The sequence below is a fragment of the Halomonas sp. 3F2F genome (genome assembly GCF_014897805.1).
In the GTDB taxonomy this organism is placed as follows: domain Bacteria; phylum Pseudomonadota; class Gammaproteobacteria; order Pseudomonadales; family Halomonadaceae; genus Vreelandella.
Map to the genome: position 1 here is coordinate 1 of NZ_JABUZE010000041.1, position 4,643 is coordinate 4,643.

The 4,643-nt window shown below is 48.4% G+C and carries 6 protein-coding genes; 3 read left to right on the forward strand and 3 right to left on the reverse strand.

Going from position 1 to position 4,643, the window contains the following annotated elements; genetic code table 11:
- The first annotated feature begins 118 nt into the window (after positions 1–118).
- Positions 119–316, forward strand: coding sequence for a hypothetical protein (locus tag INT21_RS05190; RefSeq protein WP_193084858.1), 198 nt, complete (start codon positions 119–121; stop codon positions 314–316).
- A 73-nt stretch (positions 317–389) separates the two neighbouring features.
- Here the strand turns inward: INT21_RS05190 and INT21_RS05195 are convergent, their stop codons facing one another.
- From INT21_RS05195 to mobI, 3 genes are all read right to left on the reverse strand, one after another.
- Positions 390–716: a hypothetical protein gene (locus INT21_RS05195; protein ID WP_193061154.1), complete on the reverse strand. Its 327-nt coding sequence runs from the start codon at positions 714–716 to the stop codon at positions 390–392.
- Positions 717–845: 129 nt separating this feature from the next.
- Positions 846–1,367: a hypothetical protein gene (locus tag INT21_RS05200; protein WP_192539865.1), complete on the reverse strand. Its 522-nt coding sequence runs from the start codon at positions 1,365–1,367 to the stop codon at positions 846–848.
- A gap of 507 nt (positions 1,368–1,874) precedes the next feature.
- Positions 1,875–2,438: a conjugative transfer protein MobI(A/C) gene (gene mobI / locus INT21_RS05205; RefSeq protein ID WP_192539864.1), complete on the reverse strand. Its 564-nt coding sequence runs from the start codon at positions 2,436–2,438 to the stop codon at positions 1,875–1,877.
- 346 nt (positions 2,439–2,784) lie between these two features.
- Between mobI and INT21_RS05210 the strand changes: the two genes are divergently transcribed.
- Together INT21_RS05210 and INT21_RS05215 are read left to right on the forward strand one after the other, a co-directional pair.
- Entirely contained in the window at positions 2,785–3,795 is a 1,011-nt protein-coding gene (locus INT21_RS05210) for a ParM/StbA family protein (RefSeq protein WP_192539863.1), read from the forward strand.
- Positions 3,796–3,864: 69 nt separating this feature from the next.
- Complete coding sequence (locus INT21_RS05215; RefSeq protein ID WP_192539862.1) at positions 3,865–4,527, forward strand: hypothetical protein; 663 nt, start codon at positions 3,865–3,867, stop codon at positions 4,525–4,527.
- The last annotated feature ends 116 nt before the right edge of the window (positions 4,528–4,643 follow it).

Here is a 4,643-nt window from a genome sequence, read left to right on the forward strand (position 1 = left end):
CGACGATATTGGCTGGATGAAATCTTTCATGCGTTTGCCCTGCCTTACGGGCCTGGTGTCGCAGGGCTTTCGCCCCGTCTCCCCTCGGGAAGGTTGATAACCGGCTCCTGCCAACGATATGGCTATCGGCAGCGATCAAGACCTTCGGCGTTTTACCCTGCGCCAGCATGATCCTGACCTTTCAGAGCGCCAAACTGAGGAAGCATTTGGCGGTGAGTCTTGGCGACCTGTTATCAACGTAGCGGGTTGGCTACCGCTTTCCCTGGTCAACCGGGCTTGCTTTTACAAGCCTCCGGCTTCAGCCGGAGGTAATTGACCAGATTTTCCTCGTTACGTTGATTTCCCTAGTAGCTTAACCAACTTTTGCGCTTGACCAAGCCGGTGCGAAATTAAGCCGCCCCCCGAGAAATTTCCAGCACCATCGACCAGGAAGACGGGAGCAGTTGCAAAGCATCCATCACGATCTGCCAATCGGATGTGGCGATAGACATACCCAGCTGATCTTCTAGCACCGATGGGCGTAGCACCTGGCGGCCCCAAAGCTGTATCCGACCACTATCGGCATCGACAACCGAATCCGAAAGCAGCGTAAGCGGAAACTGCGAAGACAGCTGATCCAGTTTGCGCTGAAGACGGGCAGCTCGCACCGCGTCTTCCCATTCGTCGTCGTCCAGGCCAAATAGCGCAACACTTTCGATGGACGGAGAATCGGACACAGCAGGGATAGTTTCGGGGCGTCCAAAAGAAGCGAGGTCGCGTACTGCAATGCAGGAGAGTCAACGCCGTACCGATCCAGAAACGCAAGCAAGTGCCTCTGTCGAGCCTGTGTCTCCATCTCGAAACCCTTACTTTAGACGATGGTAATGACGGACAAGGCCATCGCAAAATCGGCACTGCGGATACAACGCAATAGCCGAGCTATCGGCTTCACCTACAAGATCGGGAAACTCGATGCGCTCACCCATGTATTTTCGTCCTCGCTCGTCGCTCAGGCGCTTGATGAGCACGGTTGGAATGTCGAAATCCGTCGTGTCGGCAACAGGATCAGTCAGCCAGAAAGGCAGTGTCAGATCGACGATAATCCGCGTTGTTTGCAGCGGCACCTCCAGCCAGTAATGCGGCACGATGATCACGTTTTCGCCCGTTTCGTTGGTATGTAGCTCGCCAAAGAACAGCTCCTTGGGCATACCGGCGTCAGCAAAGAATGCTGCTGCTTCGTGCGCAACGTCGCCACAGTCAGCATCCTCAGTGATGTCGGGCGTCAGGTTAAAAAATGCCATAGCGATATCGTCAGCCAATATCTGCTGTTCTTCTTCAAGCCGTGACAATGCGTTTTCAGACTTATCAGCGGTTACTAATGTGAGCACAGTGCTCTCCTTGTCTCGATGTCGGGTGTCCTTTGGATTCTACGCATCCCGAAAAACCGACCAAGGCGCTGAGGGGCGGATTTCTGGTGAATTAGCTTCAGCCCACCCTCAAGGCTTAAATAAACCATAACATACGCTATAAACCTTTTAGTTTGTTATGTGGCATAATAGCTTATAAATGCTTTTTTGCAGCTTTTATGCACTGAAGTATATAAGTGCTTAAAAGTAGAATATGGATTAAAATCAATCAAAAGTTATATAAAGCTATTCTGCTCTTTATAGATTTATGAAAGCCGCTTTTTTGAAACAGGCTTTTGCAATTTTTATTTTAAAAGGAAAGCATTGTGACGGTGTTCTGTGTATGCCTGCACACGAAATTAAGACCACTTGAATGTGAAAGAGGATAAGCCTAACGAATATTATCAAATTATTCGGCGGCATGGTTTAAAAAGAGAAATTTCACCAGCAGAGGTGTTTGAGTCATGAATAAATAACTTATTAGACTATCTACTTTCTATGCGACTCAATTACCTTTTTGACCTCCTTCAACGCTGTTCGCGCTTTTGATAACTCATAAAAAATTTTTCGATTTTTGGCATGGTCTTTTTCGTGCGCCGCAACTAATTCTCGCTCCCAACTTTCAGCCCCATTAAAGTCTCGGGCGTTATAATGATGCTTACCAGACCGTTTAATATGTTTAGCGTAGTAAGTTTTACCTTTGCGCATCGAGTCAGAGTTTCGAACAAACGCATCACGGAAATAGGCGACTTCCAAGGTTCCTCGATTAACGCGAACACGGATACCGAGCTTACCTGGATCACCTGCTGCAAAACGCTCCATTTTTTCTTCCCAAAATAAGTCAGCCATCGTGCGTGAGTCCAAGGCTGCCAGATAAATCGACCGCTCAATTTCTTCAAGCATTCCATCGGCTGCATCCGACAGCGCGGCAGATACTTCAGCCAAATCAATACCCGAACGCTCGGCTTCTGCCTCGTCGTTCACAGCAAGCAACGTATGCAAATGGTCAAGCGAATAATTACTTGAACTGCTGCTACCACCATATTCTGACATCCAGATAGCCCTCCAAAGCCTCAATATCTAACAGACGCTCCCCATGAAATTACCCTGGGGGAAACCCTCGCTCCCCACAGGATATTACTTACTGGTGGAAGGTGAAACAGAAAATAGGAAAAATAGCCAATTTTTTTTAATTCTCCCCCCAACTGGGGGGAGGTGAGCAAAATTTGCCACTTCCCCCCATTACTGGTGGGAAGTGAAAAAGTAATGAGAGGGTTGAAGCATTTCTCAATGGATGCAATACTGATTTTTACAAACCTAAAAGTTTAAAATAAACTCTCTAAAGCGAAGTGACTTGCGCTTCGATTTAGCGGTTCAACAGTGAAACGTGGAGGTCTGAATGGGTACGAACGTAGGGCTGGATATCGGCTATAGCAACACCAAGCTGGTTTACTCAGGCGGCGATGAAGGGCATCAGGAGTCCATCTTTCCTGTAGGGGTGTCGCGCCTCGATCAATTCAATCGGCAGATTAAAGGCATTACCGGCGGTGATGTTGATACCACCATTGTTATGGTAGATGGCGTTGAATATGCCGCTGGTATTGCACCAGGTAAAGTGTTGGGTAGCTCACGCGATATAACGGAAAACTACATTAAAACGACGCAGTATAAGGCACTTTTCCATGCTGCGTTATTATATACAAATGATCGCCAGATAGATCGCTTAGTGACGGGGTTGCCGGTCACGCATTGGCAGAACGAAGAATTAAAAAACGATATTAAAAAGATGATGGCAGGGGAGCATCAAGTTGCTAAAAAGAGAACCGTAACCGTGGATGAAGTTGAGGTCATTCCACAACCAGGCGGTGCATTTTTAGATGCTATTCACTACGCTGAAAGTAACGACGATCAAGATACCGTAGAGGCGTTAACAGAAGGCAGTGTTATCATCATTGACCCTGGCTTTTATAGCACTGACTTTGTAGTGTTTGAAGAAGGGGAGTTAAATGCTGAGTTGTCCGGTACAACCCTTTTAGCAACGTCTCGGATTATTGATAGAGTGGCTGAATTGGTCAGTGCAGACTACGGAGCGGCACCAGGTAAGAGCCTCAAGCCTGAAAAAATTGAAAGTTTAATACGCGCAAATTTGCACATAGTACGCTATGCAGGACAGAAAATAGACATCCAACCTTACATCCAACAAAGCGCATTGGAAATCTCTCAGGCTGCTATAAGCGAAATTGCGGGTAGTATGCGAAATACGGTACTTGATACTGTTGTGGTTGCAGGGGGCGGTGGGGCATTTTTCGAACCTGAAGCGCGGCGAATTTTCTCACATTGCGAGATTATCCAGCCTTCTGATCCAGTGCTGTCCATCGCTCGGGGCTATCACGGCTGGGCCGCACGATAGCGTTTATTGGCATTACAGCTGGTGGTAGCACTGATTACCGCCAGCTTTATAATCATTGGAGAATCCGCGATGCACGACTTTCAGCAATCACAGCCGCTTGTCATCAACATCATGCTGTACCGCCGCCGCGATGGTGATCTGTACAGAGAACTTATGTCTGTCCCTAATAAATACCGTGCGGAGCGTCTGCGCAATCTCGCTAACCTATGCTGTTTGATGCGGGAAATGGGGGGCATTGCCGTTGACAGTGAGCGATTGCATTCACTCGCCGAAAGGCACTATAGCAGTATCGTCAGTGAGGACGTGGAGGATAGCGACGGAGACGAGACAGAATCTTCCATGCCGCTAAAATTGACCGTCAATTTCTACAATTATCCCGAGCTGTACCGCGACCTGGCAGCCATTCCAAACGGTAATGTTTCCAGTCGGGTAAAAGCCCTTGCGTCGGCGGGGGCATTACTCAATGATATTTCACGCTGGGCTCGCCATGCTGATAATCAAGGGCTGTCGACCCGCCCATCACAAAACCCGCAGGCACATGCTATCGTCAAAGAGCCCGTTGATCCTGGTGTGGCAAGCATAAAAGAGGAAGGCGGGGTTGAGGTGGGAGCCCAAGAAGGAAGAGCAGATACAAGTGTGGAGGCGGATGCCTCAACAGAGCCGTCAGTAGCAGATAATAAGCGGGATAACACGCCTAAAAAATCCAGTGCCATCGGCAAAATCAGAATGTAGTCACCAGACAGCCGTGTTTTGTAGCGGCTGTACTACATGCCACAAAACCAGACATCCCCATGCCACAAAACCTGGTGAAACCGATCATGTCCACTTGCTGGTGAACTACCCGCCCA

Bases quoted from the DNA above. Each gene is read 5' to 3' on its own strand.
- INT21_RS05210 (WP_192539863.1), top strand. From the start codon at position 2,785: ATGGGTACGAACGTAGGGCTGGATATCGGCTATAGCAACACCAAGCTG.
- INT21_RS05215 (WP_192539862.1), top strand. From the start codon at position 3,865: ATGCACGACTTTCAGCAATCACAGCCGCTTGTCATCAACATCATGCTG.
- INT21_RS05190 (WP_193084858.1), top strand. From the start codon at position 119: ATGGCTATCGGCAGCGATCAAGACCTTCGGCGTTTTACCCTGCGCCAG.
- mobI (WP_192539864.1), bottom strand. From the start codon at position 2,438: ATGTCAGAATATGGTGGTAGCAGCAGTTCAAGTAATTATTCGCTTGAC.